Annotated in this window: 24 protein-coding genes and 1 riboswitch; of the genes, 15 read left to right on the forward strand and 9 right to left on the reverse strand. The window is 67.4% G+C overall.

The features are described 5' to 3' along the window. Nucleotides 1-4: 4 nt before the first annotated feature. The gene (locus tag ACT53N_RS11445) at nucleotides 5-502 is read right to left on the reverse strand and encodes a winged helix-turn-helix transcriptional regulator (protein WP_476064012.1); all 498 of its coding nucleotides are present in this window, start codon (nucleotides 500-502) and stop codon (nucleotides 5-7) included. Between the two features lie 85 nt (nucleotides 503-587). Between ACT53N_RS11445 and ACT53N_RS11450 the strand changes: the two genes are divergently transcribed. Further along, a complete protein-coding gene (locus ACT53N_RS11450) occupies nucleotides 588-1,241 on the forward strand; it encodes a glutathione S-transferase family protein (RefSeq protein WP_476064013.1) in 654 nt (217 codons plus the stop codon). A 68-nt stretch (nucleotides 1,242-1,309) separates the two neighbouring features. Beyond that, the gene (locus ACT53N_RS11455) at nucleotides 1,310-2,275 is read left to right on the forward strand and encodes an NAD(P)H-dependent flavin oxidoreductase (protein ID WP_476064014.1); all 966 of its coding nucleotides are present in this window, start codon (nucleotides 1,310-1,312) and stop codon (nucleotides 2,273-2,275) included. Here the strand turns inward: ACT53N_RS11455 and ACT53N_RS11460 are convergent. Next, nucleotides 2,272-3,027, reverse strand: coding sequence for a Crp/Fnr family transcriptional regulator (locus tag ACT53N_RS11460; RefSeq protein WP_476064015.1), 756 nt, complete (start codon nucleotides 3,025-3,027; stop codon nucleotides 2,272-2,274). The two genes, ACT53N_RS11455 and ACT53N_RS11460, sit on opposite strands and share 4 nt — an antisense overlap. A 112-nt stretch (nucleotides 3,028-3,139) precedes the next feature. Between ACT53N_RS11460 and ACT53N_RS11465 the strand changes: the two genes are divergently transcribed. Next, entirely contained in the window at nucleotides 3,140-3,679 is a 540-nt protein-coding gene (locus ACT53N_RS11465; RefSeq protein ID WP_476064016.1) for a hypothetical protein, read from the forward strand. On the opposite strand, the gene ACT53N_RS11470 is transcribed toward ACT53N_RS11465, so the two are convergent. Further along, nucleotides 3,676-3,903: a hypothetical protein gene (locus ACT53N_RS11470; RefSeq protein ID WP_476064233.1), complete on the reverse strand. Its 228-nt coding sequence runs from the start codon at nucleotides 3,901-3,903 to the stop codon at nucleotides 3,676-3,678. The genes ACT53N_RS11465 and ACT53N_RS11470 overlap by 4 nt on opposite strands. A gap of 162 nt (nucleotides 3,904-4,065) precedes the next feature. Between ACT53N_RS11470 and ACT53N_RS11475 the strand changes: the two genes are divergently transcribed. From ACT53N_RS11475 to ACT53N_RS11495, 5 genes are all read left to right on the forward strand, one after another. Then, a complete protein-coding gene (locus ACT53N_RS11475; RefSeq protein WP_476064017.1) occupies nucleotides 4,066-4,494 on the forward strand; it encodes a TIGR02301 family protein in 429 nt (142 codons plus the stop codon). Nucleotides 4,495-4,529: 35 nt separating this feature from the next. Then, nucleotides 4,530-5,507: an SPFH domain-containing protein gene (locus ACT53N_RS11480; RefSeq protein ID WP_476064018.1), complete on the forward strand. Its 978-nt coding sequence runs from the start codon at nucleotides 4,530-4,532 to the stop codon at nucleotides 5,505-5,507. Nucleotide 5,508: 1 nt separating this feature from the next. Next, nucleotides 5,509-5,973, forward strand: a complete 465-nt coding sequence (locus ACT53N_RS11485; protein ID WP_476064234.1) for an NfeD family protein — start codon at nucleotides 5,509-5,511, stop codon at nucleotides 5,971-5,973. A gap of 125 nt (nucleotides 5,974-6,098) precedes the next feature. Further along, complete coding sequence (locus ACT53N_RS11490) at nucleotides 6,099-7,025, forward strand: ABC transporter ATP-binding protein (RefSeq protein WP_476064019.1); 927 nt, start codon at nucleotides 6,099-6,101, stop codon at nucleotides 7,023-7,025. After that, a complete protein-coding gene (locus tag ACT53N_RS11495; RefSeq protein ID WP_476064020.1) occupies nucleotides 7,022-7,783 on the forward strand; it encodes an ABC transporter permease in 762 nt (253 codons plus the stop codon). Before ACT53N_RS11490 ends, ACT53N_RS11495 begins: the two co-directional genes overlap by 4 nt. Nucleotides 7,784-7,934: 151 nt before the next feature. On the opposite strand, the gene ACT53N_RS11500 is transcribed toward ACT53N_RS11495, so the two are convergent. The 5 genes from ACT53N_RS11500 to ispH all read right to left on the reverse strand — a co-directional run bounded on the left by ACT53N_RS11500 (nucleotide 7,935) and on the right by ispH (nucleotide 11,859). Further along, entirely contained in the window at nucleotides 7,935-8,390 is a 456-nt protein-coding gene (locus ACT53N_RS11500; RefSeq protein ID WP_476064021.1) for a recombinase family protein, read from the reverse strand. Between the two features lie 92 nt (nucleotides 8,391-8,482). Then, entirely contained in the window at nucleotides 8,483-8,932 is a 450-nt protein-coding gene (gene rnhA, locus ACT53N_RS11505) for a ribonuclease HI (RefSeq protein ID WP_310215704.1), read from the reverse strand. Beyond that, a complete protein-coding gene (thrB, locus tag ACT53N_RS11510; RefSeq protein ID WP_476064235.1) occupies nucleotides 8,929-9,882 on the reverse strand; it encodes a homoserine kinase in 954 nt (317 codons plus the stop codon). The genes rnhA and thrB overlap by 4 nt, the downstream gene beginning before the upstream one ends. A 155-nt stretch (nucleotides 9,883-10,037) precedes the next feature. Then, complete coding sequence (locus tag ACT53N_RS11515) at nucleotides 10,038-10,766, reverse strand: hypothetical protein (protein ID WP_476064022.1); 729 nt, start codon at nucleotides 10,764-10,766, stop codon at nucleotides 10,038-10,040. 133 nt (nucleotides 10,767-10,899) lie between these two features. Beyond that, a complete protein-coding gene (gene ispH, locus ACT53N_RS11520; RefSeq protein WP_476064023.1) occupies nucleotides 10,900-11,859 on the reverse strand; it encodes a 4-hydroxy-3-methylbut-2-enyl diphosphate reductase in 960 nt (319 codons plus the stop codon). Between the two features lie 141 nt (nucleotides 11,860-12,000). Here ispH and ACT53N_RS11525 point away from each other — a divergent pair, with 141 nt between their 5' ends. Beyond that, on the forward strand, nucleotides 12,001-12,711 hold the full coding sequence (locus ACT53N_RS11525) for a Tat pathway signal sequence domain protein (protein ID WP_476064024.1): 711 nt from the start codon (nucleotides 12,001-12,003) through the stop codon (nucleotides 12,709-12,711). Next, a complete protein-coding gene (gene argS, locus ACT53N_RS11530) occupies nucleotides 12,708-14,510 on the forward strand; it encodes an arginine--tRNA ligase (protein WP_476064025.1) in 1,803 nt (600 codons plus the stop codon). Before ACT53N_RS11525 ends, argS begins: the two co-directional genes overlap by 4 nt. Before the next feature lie 3 nt (nucleotides 14,511-14,513). On the opposite strand, the gene ACT53N_RS11535 is transcribed toward argS, so the two are convergent. Continuing rightward, nucleotides 14,514-16,307 (reverse strand): methyl-accepting chemotaxis protein, encoded by a 1,794-nt coding sequence (locus ACT53N_RS11535; RefSeq protein WP_476064026.1) that lies wholly within the window; start codon nucleotides 16,305-16,307, stop codon nucleotides 14,514-14,516. 201 nt (nucleotides 16,308-16,508) lie between these two features. Between ACT53N_RS11535 and ACT53N_RS11540 the strand changes: the two genes are divergently transcribed. From ACT53N_RS11540 to gcvPB, 5 genes are all read left to right on the forward strand, one after another. Next, on the forward strand, nucleotides 16,509-19,010 hold the full coding sequence (locus ACT53N_RS11540) for a zinc-dependent metalloprotease (RefSeq protein ID WP_476064027.1): 2,502 nt from the start codon (nucleotides 16,509-16,511) through the stop codon (nucleotides 19,008-19,010). 190 nt (nucleotides 19,011-19,200) lie between these two features. Then, nucleotides 19,201-19,291, forward strand: a riboswitch (glycine riboswitch). A 165-nt stretch (nucleotides 19,292-19,456) separates the two neighbouring features. Continuing rightward, nucleotides 19,457-20,569 (forward strand): glycine cleavage system aminomethyltransferase GcvT, encoded by a 1,113-nt coding sequence (gcvT, locus tag ACT53N_RS11545; RefSeq protein WP_476064028.1) that lies wholly within the window; start codon nucleotides 19,457-19,459, stop codon nucleotides 20,567-20,569. A gap of 18 nt (nucleotides 20,570-20,587) precedes the next feature. Beyond that, nucleotides 20,588-20,953 (forward strand): glycine cleavage system protein GcvH, encoded by a 366-nt coding sequence (gene gcvH / locus ACT53N_RS11550; protein WP_310215681.1) that lies wholly within the window; start codon nucleotides 20,588-20,590, stop codon nucleotides 20,951-20,953. A 43-nt stretch (nucleotides 20,954-20,996) separates the two neighbouring features. After that, a complete protein-coding gene (gene gcvPA, locus ACT53N_RS11555; protein ID WP_476064029.1) occupies nucleotides 20,997-22,343 on the forward strand; it encodes an aminomethyl-transferring glycine dehydrogenase subunit GcvPA in 1,347 nt (448 codons plus the stop codon). Further along, nucleotides 22,340-23,920, forward strand: a complete 1,581-nt coding sequence (gene gcvPB, locus ACT53N_RS11560) for an aminomethyl-transferring glycine dehydrogenase subunit GcvPB (protein WP_476064030.1) — start codon at nucleotides 22,340-22,342, stop codon at nucleotides 23,918-23,920. Before gcvPA ends, gcvPB begins: the two co-directional genes overlap by 4 nt. Nucleotides 23,921-23,997 lie beyond the last annotated feature (77 nt).

The following is a 23,997-nucleotide window of genomic DNA, read 5'->3' on the forward strand; positions in this document are numbered from 1 at the left end:
CCGCTCACGTCCCGGCTGAAGCCGCCGACACCCGCTCGAACGCGGCCCGCAATTCTGCGCTCACCCGCCTGGATGGTGGTGATGCGCCCAGATGGATGGCTCGAAGCTCATCCATGAACGCCGCCCACATCTCGGGCCCGCCCGCCTCCAGAAGCTCGGCGCGGATCGCCAGCGCTGGCGTGGTCTGCGTATGCCGCCGGCCCCAGGCCCCCATCTGCGCCATCAGCGGCACGAGCTGGATCGATGGCTCGGTCAGGCTGTAGACCGCTTTTTGCTTGTGGCTGGGATCGTCGACCCGCGACAGCAGGCCGTTGGCCACCAGACGCTTGAGGCGGTCGGCCAGGACGTTCGAGGCGATGCCTTCCTCCGACTGGCTCAAGAGCTCGCGATAGTGCCGGCGGCCGCCGAACATCACGTCGCGCAGGACGATCAGGCTCCAGCGATCGCCCAGCAGTTCCAGCGTCAGGTTGATCGGGCAGCCCGACCGCAGGGTGATCGACATCATCGCATCCAAAACCGCTTGCGATGTAGGATCGGTGTGGCTAGATGGCAACCGCTTGCAAAATGCAATCAGATTGAGGCCGTCCGTGACCCTGTCGCTCTACGCCCATCCCTTCTCGTCTTACTGCCAGAAGGTGCAGATCGCGTTCTATGAGAACGCCGTCCCATTCACCTATCGCCTGCTGGGTCCCGAGGATCCCGCCGCCATGGAGGAGCGCCAGGCGCTGTGGCCGCTGGGGCGCTTTCCTGTGGTCGTCGACGACGGCGTCACGGTGGTGGAGTCCAGCATCATCATCGAGCACCTGCAGCTGTTTCATCCCGGCCCGGTGAAGCTGTTGCCGGACGATCCAAAGGCGGCGCTGACGGTGCGGTTCCTGGACCGGTTCTTCGACAACTACGTGATGACGCCGATGCAGGTCCCGGTGTTCGAGTCGCTCCGGCCGGACGGCGGCCGTCCGGAGGCGATGGCTGAGGCGGCCGTCGCCCTCGACAACGCCTATCAATGGCTTGAAGCGCATCTCGACGGCCCCTGGGCGGCGGGCGAGGATTTCACGATGGCCGACTGCGCGGCGGCGGCGTCGCTGTTCTATGCCGACTGGGTGCGGCCGATCGGCGAGGCCTTCCCGAAGGTCCGGGCCTATCGCGCGCGTCTACTGGCGCGGCCCTCGGTCAGCCGCTGTGTCGAGGAGGGGCGACCCTATCGGCATTTCTTCCCACTAGGCGCGCCCGACCGCGACTGACCTCGCGGCACGCTTGTGAGACGTCCGCCCGCCCCTGATCCTTCTGGGAAACACGGGGAGAAACGACCATGGGCCTGCGCACGCCGCTGTGTGATCTGCTGAAGATCGAGCATCCGATCCTGCTGGCCGGCATGGGCGGGGTGTCCTACGCGCCCCTGGCGGCGGCGGTCTCGAATGCGGGCGGCTATGGCGTTCTGGGCATGGCCGGGACCAGTCCGGACTTCATCCGCGCCCAGATGCGCGAGGTCAAAAGCCTTACCGACAAGCCGTTCGGCGTCGACCTGCTGGCGGCGACGCCAGATGCGCTGACTGCGTCCGTCGAGGTCATCATCGAGGAGGGCGCCTCGTCCTTCGTCGCGGGCCTGGGCGTGCCGATGCCGATCATCGAACGCCTGAAGGCCGCTGGTCTGAAGGTGATGGTCGTCTGCGGGGCGGTGAAGCATGCGGTGAAGGCCGAACAGGCCGGCTGCGACGCCGTCATCTGTCAGGGCGGCGAGGGCGGCGGCCACACGGGTCTTGTCGGCACCCTGCCGCTGGTGGCCCAGGCGGTCGAGGCGGTGAAGATCCCGGTCGTCGCGGCGGGCGGACTGCACGACGGACGCGGGCTGGCCGCAGCGCTGGCCCTGGGCGCGCAGGGCGTCTGGATGGGCACGCGATTTATTGCGTCGCACGAGGCGCACGCCGGTGATCTCTACCGTCAGGCGGTGGTCGAGGCGGCTGACGAAGACACCGTCCGCACCCGCTGCTACTCGGGCAAGCCGATGCGGGTGAAGAAGAACCCCTATGTCGACGACTGGGAGTCGCGTCCGGGCGACATCCAGCCCTTCCCGCAGCAAGCCATGGTCTCGATCCGCAACGGCGCCATGGGTGGCATCGGGGGGCAGATCGACGGCCTGGACGCCGACAAGTCCTGCTTCGCCATGGGCCAGAGCGCCGGCGGCGTGCGCGAGGTCTTGCCGGCCGCCGAGATCGTAGCGCGACTGATGGCTGAGGCTGAAACGGCTTTGGCCAAGGCCGCGTCGTTCAGGACCTAAAGCTCGACCTTCGGCAACAGCCGGTGGAAATGCGCCTCGACGGCGTCGTGGCATTCGCAGGCGCGTTTCTCCAGAGCGCGTCGATCCAGCACCTCCACCCGGCCCCGGCCGATGTGGATTATCCGGGCGTCCTGTAGAGCCCGCGCCACGGCGCTGATCGTCGTGCGCTGCACGCCCAGCATATGGGCCAGGGTCTCCTGGGTCAGGCGGATCGGCTCGTCGCCCGAACGGTCGTGGGCGAACAGCAGCCAACGGCAGGCGCGCTGCTCGATCGGGTGCAGGGCGTTGCACGCCACCAGTTGCATCATCTGGGCGATCATCACGTCGGCGTAGCGATCGAACAGGTCAGCGACAGCCGGGACGCGCGTCTTGATCTGTTCCAGCCGTTCGGTCGGGATGCTGAAGGCCTGGCCCGGCGTGCGCACGACGGCGCGACCATAGGCCGGCTTATAGCCGGCGCTGACGACGCCGCCGATCGCGCCTTCCAGGCCGACGCTGGCCGCCTCGATTTCCTGACCATCGGCGGTGACCACCAGCAGCGAAACCTGGGTCGGGCCGCAGGGCAGGTAGGTCGTCTCGACGTCGTCGCCGGAATCGAACAGCACGGCGTCCAGGGCGAGGCTGACGGGGGTGAGATGGGGGGCCAATTCAGCCAGGGCGTCGGGGCGCAGCGCCGCCAACAGTCGGTTGGCGGTGAAGTGCGGCGTCTCATCGTCGGCGGCGGCGCGGATGTTGCGGGGGATGGCGGTCATCGAAACCTCCCGTGCGAATAGGTTCCTAAGAAGCGCGCCACGCACGGCTTAGTTTCCCGTGGACGCCGAGACTCTTCCGAAGCACGCTCAGTCCGGTCACGGGGAGAAGGCGATGATCGCGCGAAAGCACTTGAGGCGTCGGCTCAGCCAGTATGGCGCGCTGTGGCTGGGCGGCTTTGTGGGCACGCTGCTTGTGATGGCCGTGATGGTCTTTGGCGTGCGCACGCCGCTCGCCGCGGCGGCGGATCTGGTCCTACCGATCGCCCTGGGTTTGCTGGGACTAACCGTGATCGCGGGCGTCGGGATCACGGTGGTCAAGGACGTGGGTCTGTCGACCAAGTCGCTGATCACCGCCCTGGCGCTGCTCCTGGTGCTGCCGCTGCTGTGGGCGCCGGTGCTCGCGGTGGTGGTCACCGCAGCGATCGCCGGGGCGTCGGTGGAGTACTCCACGGTCTATGCCGAATTCCGGATCGCGGTCAGCAATCTGATCTATCCGCTGGTCGCCATGCTGGGCGAAGACCCGCTGATCAGCTTCGTCTGGCAAGCGTTCCAAGTCGTCGCGTCCATCGTGGGCGCGATCGCGTCGACCTTGCAGGTCTGGCGGTTCGTCAAGCCGCTGCTGTATGGCCCCGATGAGGCCGAAGCGACCTAGCTGAGAAGCGTCGGGCCGGGAAAGACCCAGTCCTCTTCCTGTTCGTGCAACATCACAGGCAGGCCAAGGCCGGCCGGATACTCCGCCAGACGCCGGAGGGCCGCCTGGGCCTCGCCCCGCGTCTCATAGGCGCCAAATCGCAAGTTCTCACCGACGATCGCCCAATGGTCGCCAACGCGCACCACGCCGTAATGCACCTCAGTCATGGTCAGACCTCCTTGCAGTGTCCACAGGGAAGACCCGATCCGTGGCGATCGCAAGGCCTTTATTTGGCGAGCTTTTTTCCGCACTGCGGCGAAACTTGTCCCCAAGCGCCACCGTCTATGGGTTCGCGCGTTGAGAGGCGTGGTCGTGACAGGGCGGCTGGAGTTGGCGATAACCGAGACATGTCGCGTCCGCTTCTCATCGGTGTCTGCCTGGCGAGCCTGATCGCCGCTCCCGTCCTGGCCCAGGAACGGGCGCCGGAGGATCGCCAGCGCCTGTTGGATCTGGCCTATGCGCTGGGCGAAAGCCACGCTCTGCGTCAGGTCTGCCAGGGCGAGAGCGACCAGCATTGGCGCGCGCGCATGGTGCGCCTGACCGAGGTGGAACAAGCCGACCAGGCGTTCGACGCCCAGATGCGCGAACGCTTCAACACCGGCTTCGCCTCGCGCCGCAGCGAGTACCCGATCTGCGACGACGCCAGCCGCAAGGCCGAGCAGGCGGTGGCGCGCAAGGGGCAAGCGCTGGCCCTGAAGCTTTCCCAGACGATGCGCGAGGTCCGGGGCGTCGCGTCAGCGCCGGATTCCGTGGCGGTGGACACCAGAGCGCGCTAACCTCCATCCAACTTCAAGTTGGGGGAGCGACCGTCTTGGGCGGCATCGTCGTACTGGTTTTCCTGGCCTTCGCCTTCGTTCTGCTGATCAGCGCGATCAAGATCGTGCCGCAGGGGCGCGAGTTCACCGTCGAGCGCTTCGGCCGCTACACCCGCACGCTGAAGCCCGGCATCACGATCCTTACGCCGTTCTTCGAAACGGTGGGCCGCAAGGTCAACATGATGGAGCAGGTCCTGGACGTGCCCCAGCAGGAGGTCATCACCAAGGACAACGTCTCGGTGAAGGTCGACGCGATCGTGTTCATCCAGGTGATGGACGCGGCGGCGGCGGCCTACCGTGTCGACAACCTGATGTACGCCATCACTCAGCTGGCCCAGACCAATCTGCGGACCGTGGTGGGGGCCATGGAACTGGACGAGGTGCTCAGCCAGCGAGACGCCATCAACAGCCGCCTGCTCTCGACCATCGATCACGCCACCGGACCGTGGGGCGTGAAGGTTGCGCGGATCGAGATCAAGGACCTTACCCCGCCCGCCGACATCACCAACGCTATGGCGCGCCAGATGAAGGCCGAGCGCGAACGCCGTGCGGTGATCACCGAGGCCGAAGGCGAGAAGCAGGCCCAGATCGCCCGCGCCGAAGGCCAGAAGCAGTCGGCCATCCTGCAGGCCGAAGGCCGCCGCGAGGCCGCGTTCCGCGACGCCGAGGCGCGTGAGCGCGAGGCTGAGGCCGAGGCCAAGGCCACCGCCTTCGTCTCCGAGGCCATCGCCAAGGGCGACGTCAACGCGATCAACTATTTCGTGGCGCAGAAGTACGTCGAGGCCTTCGCCGAACTGGCCAAGAGCCCGCAGCAGAAGACCGTGATCGTCCCCGCCGACTTCGCCGGTCTGACCGGCACGGTCGCGGGCGTAAGCGAACTGATCAAGTCGCTGGGCGCTGACGCCCCGCGTCCCACTGCACCGGCGGCCCGGGGGACGACCAACGCCCCCGCCGGCGGCAAGCGCGGGGAGTGACCTGATGGACGCGATCGTCGGCTTTCATGCCCTGCATCCCTTCTGGCTGTGGCTGGCCGTGGCCGCCGCCTTCCTGGCCGTCGAGGTCGCCACCGGCACCGGCTGGCTCCTGTGGCCAGCCGCAAGCGCGTTTGTCGTCGGCGCCGTCGCCCAGCTGCTGCATACCAGCTTCGTAGTCGAGCTTGGACTGTTCGCGGCGCTGGCGATCGCCTCGACCTATCTGGCCAAGCGCTTCTTGCGACCGGTCCTTGAAGCCACGGGACCGGACCTGAATGACCCCATGCAGCGGCTGGTCGGTCAGCGGGGTCAGGTCCTGTCGACCTTCGAGCAGGGGCGCGGGCGCGTCTTCATCGACGGCAAGGACTGGGCGGCCGAGACCGACGAGCCGATCCCGGCGATCAGCCAGGAAGTCGTCGTCGTCGGGGTGGACGGCGCGATCCTCAAGGTGCGCAAGATCCCGACCTGAGCGGGCTGCTGACAGTTTGCGACGCAAGGCCCTGTTATCCGGCCGCCGCGACACCATCTAGGCTCGCATCAGCGAGCCCAAGCGGGCCGTGCGGCGCTGCATCGCCGCGCGTGAGGGGGTAAGGCGTGACGTCCATCATTTCGGTACAGGGTCTGACCAAGACCTATGCGTCGGGCCATCAGGCCCTCAAACGGATCGACCTGGATATCCGGCAGGGCGAGATCTTCGCGCTCCTGGGGCCGAACGGGGCGGGCAAGACCACCCTGATCAGCATCATCTGCGGCATCGTCAATCCCAGCCAGGGCGTGATCCTGGCCGACGGCCACGACGTGGTCCGCGACTATCGCGCCGCCCGCACCAAGATCGGCCTCGTGCCGCAGGAGTTGCACACCGACGCTTTCGAGACGGTCTGGGCCACGGTCAGCTTCTCGCGCGGCCTGTTCGGAAAGCCGCGCAACGACGCCCTGATTGAGAAGATCCTTCGCGACCTTTCCTTGTGGGACAAGAAGGACAGCAAGATCATGGCGCTGTCGGGCGGCATGAAGCGCCGGGTGATGATCGCCAAGGCGCTGAGCCACGAGCCGACCATCCTGTTCCTAGACGAGCCGACCGCCGGCGTCGACGTCGAACTGCGCCGCGACATGTGGGAGATGGTCCGCAAGCTCCGTGAGAGCGGCGTCACGATCATCCTGACCACCCACTACATCGAGGAGGCCGAAGAGATGGCCGACCGTATCGGGGTGATCAACAAGGGCGAGATCATCCTCGTCGAGGACAAGTCCGTCCTGATGCGAAAGCTCGGCAAGAAGCAGCTGACCGTGCACCTGAAGGGGCCGCTGACGGCCTTGCCCGCCGCCCTCAACGACGCCTCGCTCAGCCTGGCCAATGACGGCGCCGACCTCGTCTATACGTTCGACGCCCAGGCCGAAGACACCGGCATCGCCGATCTGCTGGGGCGCCTCTCCGAGCAGGGGATCGAGTTCAAGGACCTGAAGACCGACCAGAGCTCGCTGGAAGACATCTTCGTCAGCCTGGTGAGGGCTCCGCAATGAACCTCTATGCGATCAAGGCCATCTACCGCTTCGAGATGGCGCGGTGGTTCCGCACCCTGGCCCAGAGCGTGATCTCGCCGGTGCTGTCGACCAGCCTCTATTTCGTGGTGTTCGGCTCGGCCATCGGCTCGCGCATGCAGGCCATCGACGGGATCAGCTACGGCGCCTTCATCGTGCCAGGCCTGATCATGCTGTCGCTGCTCAGCGAAAGCATCTCCAACGCCTCGTTCGGCATCTACATGCCCAAGTGGGCGGGCACGATCTATGAGCTCCTGTCCGCGCCGGTGGCCTGGTACGAGACGGTCATCGGCTATGTGGGCGCGGCGGCGACCAAGTCGATCTGCCTGGGTTTGCTGATCCTAGCCACGGCGCGGATCTTCGTGCCGTTCGAGATCGCCCACCCGTTCGTCATGCTGCTGTTCCTGGTGCTGACCTCGGTCACCTTCAGCCTGTTCGGCTTCATCATCGGGGTGTGGGCCGACGACTTCCAGAAGCTGCAGATCGTGCCGCTGCTGATCGTCACGCCGCTGACCTTCCTGGGCGGCAGCTTCTACTCGATCAAGATGCTGCCGGAGATCTGGCAGAAGATCACCCTGTTCAACCCGGTGGTCTATCTGATCAGCGGTTTCCGCTGGGCCTTCTACGGACAGTCGGACGTGGGCGTCGGGATCAGCCTGGGCATGACGGCGGTGTTCCTGGCCGTGTGTCTCGGCGCGGTCTGGTGGATCTTCCGGACGGGGTATCGGCTGAAGGTCTAGGACGAGCCGTCCGGTTCGAAGGCCATAAACCCGCGTCATCCCGGAAGCCTCGTGGAGGCTATCCGGGACCCAAGGGGCAGGGCGCAATGCGGCCACCCCTGGGTCCCGGCTCTCCGCTCCGCTACGGCCGGGATGACGAGAGAATAGATAGCTACCGGGTCTGGTCGTCTGTCGCCGCCTTCAGCCCCTTCATCCCGCCCGCCTTGGCGCCCTTGGCGACCAGGACGCTCTCGGCGCGGCGGATCATGGCGCGCTCACCGTTGAAGGCGGCCAGCGCCTGGCAGGTGTCGAAGAAGCCGGGATCGGCGCGCGTGTCGATGGCGGGCTGCTGCACGATCAGATGTAGGTCGCGGGCGCGGAGCTTCAGCACCACGTCCATAACCGCCACCAGATCGCCGCCCAGCGCGTGCAGGCTGGGCGCGGCCAGGACGCCGCCGGTCTCCAGGGCTTCAAGGGCGCGCTCCAAACCCGGCCGCACCACGCCCGAGGCCAGGCAGCGATCGCTGAACACCTGCTCGCAGCCCAGCAGAAGCAAGCGCTCCTCCTGGGCGGGGCTGAAAAACACCCCCGGCGCGGGCGGGACGCGGTAGTAGCCGACGATTTTCATCCCGGCTGACTCGCAGACCCGCCGCGCGCTGGCGAGCGGATTTCGTCGCCGTCCACAGATCGCTGGCCTTGCGAGGCGAGCGCGATTGCCTCTCAGATCACCCGCGGATTGGCCTGACGCAGGCCTTCATTGGCCAGAGCGTCAGCCCGTTCGTTTAGCGGATGACCGGCGTGGCCCTTGACCCAGCGCCAGTCGACGTCGTGCCGCGAACGGGCGGCGTCGAGGCGTTTCCAGAGGTCGTCGTTCTTCACGGGGCTCTTGTCGGCCGTCTTCCAGCCGCGCGCCTTCCAGCCCCGGATCCACTCTTGGATGCCCTTCATCACGTACTGGCTGTCGGTGTGAAGTTCGACCACGCAGGGGCGGTTCAGCAGCTCCAGCGCCTGGATGGCGGCCATCAGCTCCATGCGGTTGTTGGTCGTCCCCGGCTCGCCGCCGCAGATTTCCTTCTTCTTGTCGCCATAGAACAGGATCGCGCCCCAGCCGCCCGGGCCCGGATTACCCTTGCAGGCGCCGTCGGTGTAGATCGTGACCTTCGGCGTCATGCGAACAGCACGAGGCCCTCGCGGTGGACGGCCAGCTTGCGCTCGTACTCCAGGGGGTCCTTCGGCTTGACCAGGGCCCCGGCCGGGGTCGAGCCCCAGTCGGCCAGGCGGGTCAGGAAGAAACGCATGGCCGCGCCGCGCGCCAGGATCGGCAGGGCCTCTTTCTCGATCGGGCTCAAGGGGCGACGGCGCTCATAGCCGTTCAGCAGCGCCTTGGCGGCGGTGATGTTGAAACTGCCGTCGGCCTCGAAGCACCAGGCGTTCAGCGTCACGGCCACGTCGTAGGCGTAGGCGTCGTCGCAGGCGAAATAGAAGTCGATCGCCGCAGCGAACTTGCCGTCCGTTCGGAAGAAGACGTTGTCCGGGAAATAGTCGGCGTGGATCGTCCCGGCCGGCAGGTTACGCGGCCACATCAGGGCCAGCTGCGCCAGATCCTGGTCGATGGTCGCCGAAAGGCCCGGCTTGAGATCCTCGGCGGCCTTGCGGTGCTTGGAGAACAGCGGCGACCAGGCGGCCTGGCCAAGATCATTGGCGCGGCGGCCCGGATAGCCCTCGCCGGCCAGGTGCAGCCAGGCCAGGCCCTCGCCGGCCTCGCGGCAATGGGCGGCGGTGGGCTTGCGCACCGAAAGGCCCGGCAGGAACTCGACGATGGCGGCGGGCTTGCCGCGCAGGCTGGCCAGGGTGGCGCCGGCGCGCGTGGGGATCGGCCGGGCGCTGGGATAGCCGCGATCGGCCAGCCAGGTCAGCATGTTCAGGAAATAGGGCAGGTCGTCCGCCTTCACCCGCCGCTCGTAGACGGTGAGGATGTAACGCCCCTTCTCTGTCTCCAGCAGGAAGTTGGAGTTCTCGACGCCCTCGGCGATGCCCTTGAACGCCAGCGGCGCGCCGAGGTCATAGCCTTCGAGGAAGGCTTCGAGTTCCTGGTCGGTGATGTCGGTATAGACGGCCATGCCGCCGGGATGCGGGAGCGGGCGCTGGCGGTCAAGGGGGGCAGGGCGAGAACGCGCCGACATGGTCGGACGCTCGTTCCTTTCGTCGTCAGACCGCGCGGTGGCGCAGTCGGCCCGCCACGCGTGCTTGCGTGAGGGTCCTGCGCTCCTGGGCGTCAGCGACGCGCTGTTGAGCGAGGCGTCGAAAACGTCTTGGCCAGCGCGCAGAAGTCGGCTTGATCCCGCTGTTGCCAGGCGGCTCGCATGAACGCGCCCTGGTACCAGCCATAGGCGGCAGGGTCGTTGGACAGGCGCTCGTAGTTGGCCTGGAAATAGGCGTGCGGGTCCTGCCCGGCCGGAACAGGGTTCGGCAGGCTCGCCAGGAAGCGGTTGTAGTTCTCGATCCGCCCTGGAAGCCGCTCGCGCTCAGCGGGATCCAAGGACCAGAAGGCCAGGGCGACCCGGTTGGCGTTCACCTCGCCCGTCCAGAAGTCGGACTCGTCGTAGCCGCCGATCGCAAGCTCGATGAAGTGGCCGAGCTCATGAGGCACCAGCAGGCTGTTGAAGATCTCAGAAAACTGCCCCTCAGGCGTAAGGCCAAGGGTGCCGGCGGACGCCCAAGCGCTGACGAGCTCCTTGACGAACGGCGGCGCATCGGACCAACGCGACAGGTGAACCGACCGGTCTTTTTCGTAGAAGGAGATGATCGAGGGCGCTGAGTCGACTACCACGCCCGGCGTATAGGGCGGTTGGACCCCGCACGATCGTAGCTCGGCGATAAACCGGTCGACAACGCCTTGCGTCTTCACCACGACCGGATCTTCCGTCGTCTGCGCGCGCGCCGCAGCAGGTGAAGCGAGAGTGGCGACCACGCAGATCGCCGCAGCGAAGACACCCCGAAACATATCAGCCCCCAAATGAGCGCCCCGCGGCCGCGATGGTCGGCCGGCAGCGCGCTACTCGCCGGGAACACTAGATCATCGGGCGGAGGGGGCAAGTGAGCGGCGCCGCGATCTGGCGGCGCTCCTCGCCCAGCCCCTAAGCCGTCAACAGCCTCGGCAGCTTGAACGTAATCGTCTCGCGGGCCTCGACCAGTTCCTCGACGGTGGTGTCGAACCGCGCCGAGATGGCGTCGATGACGCCCTGCACCAGATCCTCCGGCGCCGACGCCCCAGCGGTGAGGCCCACGCGCGAGATCCCGTCGAACCAGGCCCAGTCGATCCCCGTGGCGTCGTCGATCAAGTGGGCGTCGCGGGCCCCGGCTTTCAGGCCGACCTCCTTGAGGCGCACCGAGTTCGACGAGTTCTTCGAGCCGACCACCAGGATCAGTTCGGACTGCTCGGCCAGATGCTTGACCGCGTCCTGGCGGTTGGTGGTGGCGTAGCAGATGTCTTCCTTGTGCGGGGCGGCGATGCCGGGGAAGCGCTCGCGCAGCAGGGCCACCATGTCGGCGGTGTCGTCGACCGACAGGGTGGTCTGGGTGAGGAAGGCGACGTTGGCGGCGTCCTTGGGTTCCCACGCCGCCGCGTCCTTGAGGTCCTCGATCAGGGTCACCGCGCCCTCGGGCAATTGGCCCATGGTGCCGATCACTTCCGGATGGCCGGCATGGCCGATCAGCACGATCTCGCGGCCGGCGTCATAGTGCTTCTGGGCCTCGACATGGACCTTGGAGACCAGCGGGCAGGTGGCGTCCAGATAGATCATCTGGCGCGCCTTGGCCTCTGCCGGCACCGACTTGGGCACGCCGTGGGCCGAGAACACCACCGGGCGATCGTCGGGGGCTTCCTCGAGCTCCTCGATGAACACCGCGCCCAGCGCCTTGAGGCGGTCGACGACGTGACGGTTGTGGACGATCTCGTGGCGCACATAGACCGGCGCGCCGAACTTCTCGACCGCGCGCTCGACGATCTGGATGGCCCGGTCGACGCCGGCGCAGAAGCCGCGCGGGCTGGCCAGCACCAGGGAGATGGGGCGTCGGATCGGGGTCTGAGCGTTCATGGCGTGGAAACTAGCGTCTCGAAGGTCCGTTCGCCAGAAGTCTGCGTCGTTGCGACGTCACGCATATGCCTTTATCAGGCTGCATGACGCTGGCGGGGCGCTGTGGCCCCGCTTGGCTCTTGTGTCCGGAACCGACGTTTCATGCGCCGCACTTTCACGCTCGCCCTCAGCGCCCTGATGGCTGTCTCGATCGCCGCGACCACGGCGACGGTCGCTCACGCCCAGCGCGGTCCCGGCGGCGACGCGAGCGGCGAGGACGACGCGGCCAAGAAGCGCAAGCGCGACGAGGAGTGGAACCAGCCCAAGGCTCCGCTGCCGCAACTGCGCAACGCTGGTCCTTGCCCCTTTGTGAAGGTGCTGTACGACGCCGGTCGCTTTGTCGAATTCAAGGACGGCAAGGAGTCCGCCGCCCAGGCCGGTTTCACCGGTGAGATCCAGAGCCTGACCTCGGGCTGCGCCTACAAGGGCGACGAGCCGATCAAGATCCGCATCGAGGCTCTGTTCCAGCTGGGCCGTGGCCCGCAAGCGGTCGGCGACAAGTATGTCTATCGCTACTGGGTGGCGGTGACCGAGCGGAACCAGGCGGTCATCGCCAAGGAATACTTCGATCTTCCCGTCAGCTTCGCTGCCGGCGAGGACCGTGTCTATGCGCGCGAGACGATCGAGCAGATCACCATCCCCCGCGCGGACGCCAAGGTCAGCGGCGGGAACTTTGAGGTCCTGCTGGGCTTCGACGTGACGCCGGCGATGGCCGCCTTCAACCGCGACGGCAAGCGCTTCCGGGTCAATGCCGGCCAGACGGCGCCCGCCCAGCAAGGCCAAACCCAACCAGGGACGACCACCAAGCAATGAACGATTTGAAGCGGTCCTTGAGCGAGGCGGCCGCGGCCGCTTTCCAGGCCGCCGGACTGCCTCCCGAGTTCGGACGCGTCACGGCTTCCGACCGACCAGACCTGGCCGATTTCCAGTGCAACGGCGCCCTTGCGGCCGCCAAGAGCGCCAAGCGCAATCCGCGTGAGATCGCGGTGCAGGTCGTCGAAATCCTGAAGGGCGACCCGCGTCTGGCCTCGGTTGAGATCGCCGGCGTCGGCTTCATCAACATGCGCGTCAGCGACGAGGCCCTTTCGGCCCGCGTTCGCGAAATCGCCGCTGACGAGCGGACCGGCGCACAGGTGCTGGAGACGCCGCGCCGCGTGCTGATCGACTATGCGGGGCCCAACGTCGCCAAGCCGATGCACGTGGGACACCTGCGCGCCTCGATCATCGGCGAGTCGATCAAGCGCCTCTATCGCTTCCGCGGCGACGACGTGGTGGGCGACGCCCACTTCGGCGACTGGGGTTTCCAGATGGGTCTGTTGATCAGCGCCATCATGGACGAGGACCCGTTCATCAACGCCTTGATGGAAAAGCTGCCGGAGGCGCCGCGCGGTTTCTCTGCAGCGGACGAGGCCAAGGTGATGGCCGAGTTCGAAAAGCGCATCACCCTCGCCGACCTTGACCGCATCTATCCGGCCGCCTCGCTGCGCCAGAAGGAAGATCCGGCGTTCAAGGAGCGCGCCCGCAAGGCGACCGCCGAACTGCAGAACGGCCGCTTCGGCTACCGACTGCTGTGGCGCCACTTCGTCAATGTCAGCCGCGTGGCCCTTGAGCGCGAATTCCATGCGCTGGGCGTCGACTTCGATCTCTGGAAGGGCGAAAGCGACGTCAACGACCTGATCGAGCCGATGGTGATGCAGCTGGAGGCCAAGGGCCTTCTGGTGCAGGACCAGGGCGCGCGCATCGTCCGCGTGGCCCGAGAGGACGACAAGCGCGACGTCCCGCCGTTGCTGGTGGTGTCGTCGGAAGGCTCGGCCATGTACGGCACGACCGACCTCGCCACGATTCTGGATCGCCGCAAGTCGTTCGACCCGCACCTGATCCTCTACTGCGTTGATCAGCGCCAGGCCGATCACTTCGAGACAGTGTTCCGCGCCGCCTATCTGGCCGGCTACGCCGACGAGGGTTCGCTGGAGCACATCGGCTTCGGCACCATGAACGGCGCTGACGGCAAGCCGTTCAAGACCCGCGCCGGCGGGGTGCTGAAGCTGCACGACCTGATCGAGATGGCTCGCGAAAAGGCGCGAGAGCGCCTGCGCGAGGCGGGCTTGGGCGCCGAGCTCTCCGAAGAGCAGTTCGAGGAGACGGCTCACAAGGTGGGCGTCGCCGCGCTGAAGTTCGCCGACCTGCAGAACTTCCGCGGCACCTCCTACGTCTTCGATCTCGACCGCTTCACCAGCTTCGAGGGCAAGACCGGTCCATACCTGCTGTACCAGTCGGTCCGTATCAAGAGCGTGCTGCGCCGCGCCGCCGAGAGCGGCGCTGTGGCTGGCCGTATCGAAATCCACGAGCCGGCCGAGCGCGACCTGGCCATGCTGCTCGACGCCTTCGAGGGCGCGTTGCAGGAGGCCTACGACAAGAAGGCTCCGAACTTCGTCGCCGATCACGCCTACAAGCTGGCGCAGTCGTTCTCGAAGTTCTACGCGGCGTGCCCCATCATGAGCGCCGATACGGACGTTCTACGCGCCTCGCGGCTGACCCTTGCCGAGACCACCCTGCGTCAGCTGGAGCTGGCGTTGGATCTGCTGGGCATCGAGGCGCCGGAGCGGATGTAGGAATCAGGCGGCGATGGAACGCGCGCCGGCCTCGGTCTGGAAGCGCTCCATCAACTGCGCCAGCTGTCGCGCCTCGCTGGTGAGGCTGTGGCTGGCGGCCGTGGTTTCCTCGACCATGGCGGCGTTCTGCTGGGTCACCTGATCCATCTGGCCCACCGCAGAGTTGACCTCGCCAAGGCCGGTGGCCTGGTCGTGGGCGGCCTGAGCGATGCCTTCGACGAGCGTCTGGATCTTGCCGAACTGGGCGACGACGCCGGTGAGTTCGTCTCCGACCCGGCCAACCAGCTCGACGCCGTTCTCGACGCTGCGGCTGGCCTCCTCGACCAGGGTCTTGATCTCCTTGGCCGCATCGGCCGATCGCTGGGCCAGGGCCCGCACCTCCATGGCCACGACCGCGAAGCCCCGGCCGGCCTCGCCTGCGCGCGCAGCCTCGACCCCGGCGTTGAGCGCCAGAAGATTGGTCTGGAAGGCGATCTCGTCGACCACGGTGATGATCTGCCCGATCTTGCGCGACGAAGCGTCGATCCGTTCCATCGCGACGCCCGCCTCGCTGGCGACGGCGCTGGAGGCGCCGATCAGCTCGCGGCTCAGCGCGACCTCGTTGAAGGCTGTGCGAGCGTTGATCGCGGTGGTCTTGATCGTGGCCGTCACCTCGTCCAGCGCGGCGGCGGTCTGTTCCAGGCCGGCCGCCTGCTGTTCGGTGCGCCGGGCGAGGTCATCAGCCGCCACGGTGATCTGCCGCGCGCCGCCCCCGACGGCGCTGGCGCTGGACACGACCTGGTGGATGGTGTCGCGCAATGTGACGATCGAGTCGTTGAAGTTGCGACGCAGGCGTTCGAACTCCTCTGGAAACGCCGTATCGATCCGCTGGGAGAGGTCGCCCTGAGCTAGCCGACGTAGTCCTTCGTCCAACGCGTCGACCATGGAGGACCGACGGCTCCGGGCCTCCGCCTCCGCCGCCGCATAGGCTTCCTCGCGGGCGGCGGCCTCCCGGTCCTTGTCCCGCTGGACGGCTTGTCGGCGCTCGATTGCGGCGGCGCGGAAGACAGAGACGGCGGCGGCCATGTCGCCCACTTCGTCCTTGCGCTCGCGCATCGGCGGCTCCTGCGAGTAATCGCCCTCGGCGAGCCTGCCCATGTAGGCGGTCATGCGCGCCAACGGATCGATAATCCGCTTACGGAGCGCGCCGACGCCCAGCAGGATCATCCCGAGCATGGCGACCGCCACGACGCCCAGGCCTGCGAACACGGTGAGAGAGGCGCTGTGTGACTCATTCGCCGCGTCCGTCACCATCGCCCGCGCCTTCGCCGTCAATTCATCCACGCCGACGCGGTGTCGGCGATAGTGGCCATCCAGCTTGGCCGCGGCCATGTTGATCGCGATTACGTCGCCCGATTTCAGGGCCGGGGCGTAGGTCTGGTCCACCTCGCGCCAAAACGCGCGACCATGCTGATCCAACCGCTCGAGCGAAGCCTTGGCGTCCTCGGGAATCGCCGACTTTCGCCAATAGGCGACGCGCGTCTCATAGTCGGCTCGGAGCGCGGCGAGCTTGGCGAGGGTAGCCTCGGCGGCGCTCGGATCCTGGCTGCCTTGCTCGACCACCAGCATGCTCTCCACCAGATAGGCCGGTGGCGGCAGGATGTCGGCGACAAGATCGAAGGCGGCGGCCTGGCGATTGGCGATCGGCCCGCCCACCCGCAGGTGCAGCAAACCAGCCGTCGCGGCGGCGATGGCGATCATCATTCCCACCATCAAGGCGACGGTGAGGGCTTTCAGAAACGCGTTGAGGCGCAGCATTTGAACCAAGAGCTGGGGGTTGAATGGTCAAGCTTGAACTGCGCCGGAACGATGGTCGGCCAAAGGTAAACGTGATCGTAACCATGTCTGCGACAGATTGTCCCGGCGTTCGGACGCTCGCAAAACGGGTGCTTGGACTTGTGGATTGATTTCCCCATGGCCGAGGGGACAGTCTGAGCCGAGTGAAGGCGCGAGGGGGCCATGGGGAAGACGTTTTTCAAATCGCTGATGGCGGGCGCTTGCGCCTTGGCCATGGTCGGTCCGGTGGTTGCGGCCGAGAAGGCCCCCGCCAAACCGGGCGACAAGTTCGCTCAGGCCACCGCCGGTCTCGAGCGCAAGGACGGTCTCGTCCCGGTGTTCGTCGACAAGAAGGACGGCAAGGTCCTGCTGCTCCTGCCCAAGCCCGGCGCCGACGGGATCGCGGGGCGGTATCTCTATCAGACCTACCTGCGCGCGGGACTTGGCTCCAACCCAACCGGCCTGGACCGTTCCGCGCCGGGCGACACCCAGATCATCGCGTTCCGCAAGGTGGGCGGCAAGGTCGTTGCCCAGTTCGAGAACTGGGGCTTCTCGGCCGCGCGCGGCTCGGCCGATGAGCGCGAGGCGGTCGCCCAGTCGTTCCCGATCTCCAGCGTCTGGTCCAACGTGGTCGAGGCGGAAGGTCCCGACGGCGCCCTGCTTGTCGACGTGACGTCGTTCCTCACCCGCGACGCCCAAGGCATCGCCAGAACGCTCAAGCGCAGCCGCCAGGGCGACTTCCGGCTGAACGACGGCCTGTCCTACGCCGATACGGGCGCGGTGAACGCCTTCCCGAAGAACATCGAACTGGAGGCGGTCCAGACCTTCGTGGGCGACGAGCCGGGCGCCGAGGTTCGCGGCATCGTCCCGGATCCGCGCAACGTCACCCTGGTGTTGCACCACTCTCTGGTGGCCCTGCCCGAGCCCGGTTATCAGCCGCGTCAGAACGATCCGCGCGTCGGCGTGATCGACCATACGGTCGCCGACTATTCCGCGCCGCTGGATGAGCCGCTGGTGCATCGCCTGGTCCACCGGTTCCGGCTGGAGAAGACCGATCCGACCGCCGCGCGCTCGCCGGTCAAGAAGCCGATCGTCTTCTACATCGATCGCGCCGCGCCCGAGCCGGTGCGCTCGGCCCTGATGGACGGCGCCCGCTGGTGGGCCCAGGCCTTCGAGGCGGCCGGCTTTATCGACGCCTTCAAGGTGGAGGTGCTGCCCGACGGCGTCAGCCCGCTCGACGCCCGCTACAGCGTCGTCAACTGGGTCCACCGCCAGACGCGCGGCTGGTCCTATGGCCACGCGGTGGTCGATCCGCGCACCGGCGAGATCGTCAAGGGCGACGTGCTGCTGGGCTCGCAGCGCATTCGCCAGGATCGCCTGATCTTCGAGGGTCTGGCCGGCGCGGACGCAACGGGCAAGGGCGGGCCCAACGATCCGATTGAGATCTCGCTGGCGCGCCTGCGCCAGCTGGCCACCCACGAGATCGGCCACTCGATCGGCTTGCAGCACAACTTCGCCGCCAGCACCTATGGCGGCCGCGCCTCGGTGATGGACTATCCCGCGCCGAAGATCGCTCTGAAGGACGGCGCGCTCGATTTCACCGACGCCTATGGCCGTGGCCTTGGCGACTGGGACAAATTCGCCATCGACTGGCTGTATGGCCCCGCGCCCGCTGGCGTCGACGAGAAGGCGTGGCTGAAGGCCAAGGCCGACAGGAGCCAGGCCGCCGGCCTGCGCTATGTCTCTGACGAAGACGCCCGCAGCGCCGACACCGCCCATCCTCTGGGCGCAGTCTGGGACAACGGTAGCGACCCGGTGGCCGAACTCGACCACCTGATGGCCGTGCGCAAGGTCGCGCTGGACCGCTTCGGTCTTCCGAACCTGCCCAAGGGCGCTTCAGTCGCGGACCTGCGCCGGGTGATCGTCCCGATCTACATCTTCCATCGCTATCAGATCGACGCCACCGCCAAGCTGGTCGGCGGGATCGACTTCACCTACGCCGCCGAGGGCGACGGCCACGAGGCCAGCAAGGTCGTGCCCGCCGACCGTCAGGCCGTCGCCGTCGACGCCCTGCTGCGGACCCTGTCTCCCGCCGCGTTGGATCTCAGCGACAAGACGCTGGACGTGCTGAACGCCGGTCAGTCGCAGGGCAATGACAAGGCCAACGATATCGAGACCTTTGGCCAGGGTCCGGTCTTCGACCTGCCTGGTGCGTCTGAGGTGGCGGCCGACTTGGTCTGGAGCGCGCTCTTCGCGCCCGCGCGCCTCAACCGTCTGGTCGAGGCCAAGCGTCGCGACCCGGGCCAGCTGGGCCTCGACGGCGTGCTGGACAAGGCTTTGGCCGCTGTCGCCTTCGACGGCAAGTCCACCGGACGCCAGGCCGAGTTGGCGCGTCGCGTGCGCCAGCGCCTCGTTGTCAGCCTCGCCCAGACCTTGAACGACAAGACCCTGGCGCCGACTGCGGCGGCGTTGATCCGCGCGCGCCTCGCCGACTGGGGCAAGGGCCTCGCCAAGGCCGGCGGCGACAGCGCCGACAAGGCCCAGGCCCGGTTCCTGGCCGGGATCGTCGCCGACGAGACCGGCGGACGCCTCGTGGGCCTGGTCGAAGGCGGCAAGGCCAAGGTCGAGATCCCGCCCGGCCCGCCGATCGGCGAGACCGACTGGTTCGGGGACTTGAGCCTTTAACTCATCCGACCTCCCCGGCGAATGCCGGGGCCCAGATCGAACTCATAGGGCTGGTGGCTTCTGCTCTGACACTTGGCGAGACCACCGCAAATGCCCCGGATGAATCTGGCCCCCGGCATTGGCCGAGGAAATCGGAGAGGATGGGGCCGGTCCAGCTTGACTCTAGTGGGACCCTCCCGCATTGACCCGACTGACCCTCGCGGGAGACATCGGGATTCGCTCCCGAGGCCGAAGGCGCAACCGCCCCGGAAACGCTCAGGCAAAAGGACCGCGCGGGTTTAGGAACGCTGGAAAGCAGTCTCTTCACCGGAGGGGCTCGCCGAAGGAGCAAGGCCAAACCCGTCCGGCAGAGGGGCGAGGCCGGAATCTCTCAGGCCAAAGGGACAGCGGGGGCGACTTACCGGCGAAAGGCCGGTCCCGTCGCCGACCCCGCTTGGAGCCCTCGCGTGTCCGATCAAGATCTGAAGAAGACTCCGCTCTATGACGCCCACGTGGCGGCGGGCGCGCGCATGGTGCCGTTCGCGGGCTATTCCATGCCGGTGCAGTACAAGGACGGGGTGCTGAAAGAGCACCTGTGGACCCGCGAGCACGCCGGTCTGTTCGACGTCTCGCACATGGGCCAGGCGCGCATCCGGGGCGAGAACCCCGCCAAGAGCTTCGAGAAGGTCGTCTCAGCCGACTATCAAGGCCTCAAGGCCGGCAAGCAGCGCTATGGCGTGCTGCTGAACGCCGAGGGCGGCATCGTCGATGACCTGATGACCGCGCGTCCGGACGAGGACGGCCTGTTCGTGGTGGTCAACGGCGCCTGCAAGGACAACGACTACGCCATCATCGCCCGCGAGCTGGCCGGCGAAGCCACGGTGACCCGCCTGGAAGACCGCGCGCTGCTGGCGCTGCAAGGGCCCGAGGCCGCCGCCGTGCTGGCCGCCCATGTGCCGGAAGCCGCGCAGATGGTGTTCATGGACGCCAAGGCCCTGAGCGCCTTCGGCGTCGACGCGATCATTTCGCGCTCGGGCTACACCGGCGAGGACGGCTACGAGATCTCGGTCCCGGCCGACGCCGCCGAGCGGGTCTGGAACACCCTGCTGGCCGACGAACGGGTCAAGCCGATCGGTCTGGGCGCCCGCGACAGCCTGCGCCTGGAGGCGGGCTTGCCGCTCTATGGCCACGACCTAGACGAGACCGTCTCGCCGATCGAGGCCGGCCTGAACTTCGCCGTCGGCAAGTCGCGCCGCGAGGCCGGCGACTATCTGGGCGCGACCCGCATCGCCAAGGAGCTGGCCGGCGAGCTGTCGCGTGTCCGCGTGAACCTCAAGGTGCTGGAAGGCGCGCCGGCCCGCGAAGGCGCCGAGATCGCCGACGAAGCAGGCAATGTCATCGGCAAGGTGACCAGCGGCGGCTTCGCGCCCAGCCTCGGCTTCCCGATCGCCATCGGTTTCGCGCCGCCCGCCTATACGGCGGTGGGGACCAAGCTCAAGGTCATCGTCCGGGGCAAGCCGGCCGCCGCCGAGGTGGTGGCCAGCCCGTTCGTTCCGAACCGTTACGTCCGCAAAATCTAACTCAGGGGACTCACCAAGATGCGTTTCACCAAGGATCACGAGTGGGTCATCGTCGAGGGCGACGTGGCCACGGTCGGCATCACCGCCTACGCCGCCGAGCAACTGGGCGACGTGGTGTTCGTCGAGACCCCGGAGGCGGGCAAGGTCGTCAAGCAAGGCGAAGGCCTGGCGGTTGTCGAGAGCGTCAAGGCCGCCTCCGACGTCTACGCGCCGGTGTCGGGCGAGGTGATCGAGGGCAACGGTGAGCTGGCCGGCGCGCCGGAGACCGTCAACGCCCTGCCGGAAAGCGGCGGCTGGTTCGCCAAGATCAAGCTGTCGAACCCGGCCGAAGTCGACGCCCTGATGGATCGCGACGCCTACGAAGCCTTCCTCGCCACGCTGTAACCAGGACCCCTTCCCCCGAGGGGGAAGGGAGCAGGACAAGAACATGCGCTACCTCCCCCTGACCCCCGAAGACCGCGTCGAGATGCTCGGCGCGATCGGCGTCAAGTCGATCGACGACCTCTTTGTCGACGTGCCCGCCTCGGCCCGCCGCGACGCGCCGGTGGATCTGCCGCACCATGCCGGTGAGCTGGATGTCGAACGCGAGATGGCGGGCCTGGCCCGTCGCAATCGCGCGGCGGGGGAGGGGCCGTTCTTCTGCGGCGCCGGCGCCTATCGCCACCATGTGCCGGCCACGGTCGATCACATCATCCAGCGGTCGGAATTCCTGACCAGCTACACCCCGTACCAGCCGGAAATCGCCCAGGGCACCCTGCAGGTCCTGTTCGAGTTCCAGACCCAGGTCGCGGCCCTGACCGGCATGGAAGTGGCCAACGCCTCGCTCTATGACGGCTCGACCGGCGCGGCCGAGGCCGTGATGATGGCCCAGCGCGTCACCCGCAAGAACAAGGCGGTGATGTCGGGCGGCCTGCACCCGCACTATGTCGGCGCGATCGAGACCCTGGCCCACGCGGCCGGCGTCGCCACCAACGCCCTGCCGGCCGCTATCGACGCGGAAGACGCGGTGATCGCCGCCATTGACGCCGACACCGCCTGCGTCGTCGTCCAGACCCCCAACGTGTTCGGCACGGTCACCGACGTGACCAAGATCGCCGAGGCGGCCCACGCCGCCGGCGCGCTGCTGATCGTGGTGACGACCGAGGCCGTCTCATACGGCCTGCTGAAGTCGCCCGGCGAGATGGGCGCCGACATCGCCGTGGCCGAGGGCCAGTCGATCGGCAACGGCCTGAACTTCGGCGGCCCCTATGTCGGCCTCTTCGCCTGCAAGGAAAAGTTCGTCCGCCAGATGCCAGGCCGCCTGTGCGGCGAGACGGTCGACGCCGACGGCAAGCGCGGCTTCGTGCTGACCCTGTCGACCCGCGAGCAGCACATCCGCCGCGACAAGGCCACCAGCAACATCTGCACCAACAGCGGCCTGTGCGCCCTGGCCTTCTCGATCCACATGAGCCTCCTGGGCGAGACCGGCCTGCGCCAGCTTGCGGCGGTCAATCACCAGAAGGCCCTGGCCCTGCGCGAGGCGCTGAAGGCCGTGCCGGGCGTCGAGATCCTGACGCCCCGCTTCTTCAACGAGTTCGCCATCAAGGTTCCGGGCAAGGCCGCCGAGGTCGTCGAGACCCTGGCCGCGCACGGCGTCATCGCCGGCGTGCCGTTCTCGCGTCTCGACGCCAAGGCCGGCCTCGACGATGTGCTGCTGGTCGCCGCCACCGAGACCACGCTCGATATCGACATCAATGTTTTCGCCAAGGCCCTGACCAAGGTGTTCGCCCAATGAGCATGAACAATGTCGGCCGCCCCACGCGTCCCGAAGCCGCCAATGACAGCGCCGCCGGTCACCAGACCCTGACCGGCGCGCGCGGTCTGCTGCAGGACGAGGCCCTGATCTTCGAACTGGATGGCTGGAACAAGACCGGCGTCGACCTGCCGCCCGTCACCGCCGCGCCGTCCAGCGATCTCGCTGGTTTGCTGCGGTCCGAGCCGATCGGTCTGCCGGGCCTGTCGGAGCCGGAAGTCGTGCGCCACTATGTGCGCCTGTCCCAGAAGAACCACGCCATCGACCTGGCGCTGTATCCGCTGGGCTCGTGCACGATGAAGCACAACCCGCGCCTGAACGAGAAGATGGCGCGCCTGCCGGGCTTCTCCGACATCCACCCCCTGCAGCCGCAATCGACGGTCCAGGGCGCGCTGGAGCTGATGGACCGCCTGGCCCACTGGCTGAAGACCCTGACCGGCATGCCCGCCGTCGCCCTGACGCCCAAGGCCGGCGCGCACGGCGAGCTGTGCGGCCTGCTGGCCATCCGCGCCGCCCATGAGGCGGCCGGCAACGGCCATCGCAAGACGGTTCTGGCGCCCACCAGCGCCCACGGCACCAACCCGGCCACGGCCGCCTTCGTCGGCTACACCGTCGTCGAGATCGCCCAGACGGAAGATGGTCGCGTCGACCTGGCCGACCTGGAGTCCAAGCTCGGCGACCACGTGGCCGCCATCATGGTCACCAACCCCAACACCTGCGGCCTGTTCGAGCGCGACGTCGTCGAGATCGCTCGCCTCACCCACGCCGCGGGCGCGTACTTCTACTGCGACGGCGCCAACTTCAACGCCATTGTCGGCAGGGTGCGCCCGGGCGACCTGGGCGTCGACGCCATGCACATCAACCTGCACAAGACCTTCTCGACGCCGCACGGCGGCGGTGGTCCGGGCGCCGGTCCGGTGGTGCTGAGCGAAGCCCTGGCTCCGTTTGCGCCGACGCCCTGGCTGACCCACGGCGAGAACGGCTTCGAGCTGGCCGAGCACGCGGGCGACGACGACGCCAAGACCGCCTTTGGCCGCATGAGCGCCTTCCACGGCCAGATGGGCATGTATGTCCGCGCCTACGCCTACATGCTGAGCCACGGCGCCGATGGTCTCAAGCAGGTGGCCGAGGACGCCGTCCTGAACGCCAACTACGTCAAGGCCCAGCTGAAGGACGTGATGACCCCGGCCTTCCCCGAAGGTCCGTGCATGCACGAGGCGCTGTTCGACGACCGCTGGCTGGAAGGCACCGGCGTGACCACGCTCGACTTCGCCAAGGCGATGATCGACGAGGGCTTCCACCCGATGACCATGTACTTCCCGCTAGTCGTCCATGGTGCGATGTTGATCGAGCCGACCGAAACCGAGAGCAAGCACGAGCTGGACCGCTTCATCGCCGCCCTTCGGGCCCTGGCCGGGGCGGCGAAGGCGGGCGACGTCGAACGGTTCAAGGGCGCGCCCTTCCAGGCTCCGCTGCGGCGCCTGGACGAGACCCAGGCGGCCCGCAAGCCCCGGTTGAGGTGGAAATCTGTGGCCGCGGCGCCACTAGCGGCTGAATAGCATTTTCCATACCCCCCTTGCGACCAGAGGGCGCCTTTACGGCGCCTTCTTCCCTCCACATATCGGGGAGGCGCAAC

It is taken from the genome of Caulobacter sp. DMC95 (genome assembly GCF_056313785.1).